This is a genomic window from Methylobacterium sp. C33D, from assembly GCF_053345825.1.
Genome location: NZ_JBKFAV010000275.1, coordinates 1 through 255 on the forward strand (window position 1 = coordinate 1; position 255 = coordinate 255).

General features: G+C 71.8%; 1 protein-coding gene. It reads right to left on the minus strand.

Annotated elements, in window-relative coordinates:
* Window positions 1–255, minus strand: a 255-nt coding sequence (locus ACLBXO_RS32355) for a 1-deoxy-D-xylulose-5-phosphate synthase N-terminal domain-containing protein (RefSeq protein ID WP_447687982.1), incomplete at both ends; no start/stop codon positions are given.

The following is a 255-nucleotide window of genomic DNA, read 5'->3' on the forward strand; positions in this document are numbered from 1 at the left end:
CGGCGTCGCGGACGTTCTTCAGGACCGGCAGCAGGTGGTCGAGGTTGTGCCCGTCCACGGGGCCGACGTAGTGGAAGCCCATCTCCTCGAACATGGTGCCGCCGCCGACCACCAGCGAGCGGGCGTATTCCTCGGCCGCGGCCGCGCGCTGGTAGAGCGCCTTCGGCAGGAGCTTGCCGAGCTGCTTGGCGGTCTCGCGCAGGGACTGGTAGGCGCCGCCCGAGGCCAGACGGGCGAGGTAGGCCGACATGGCGC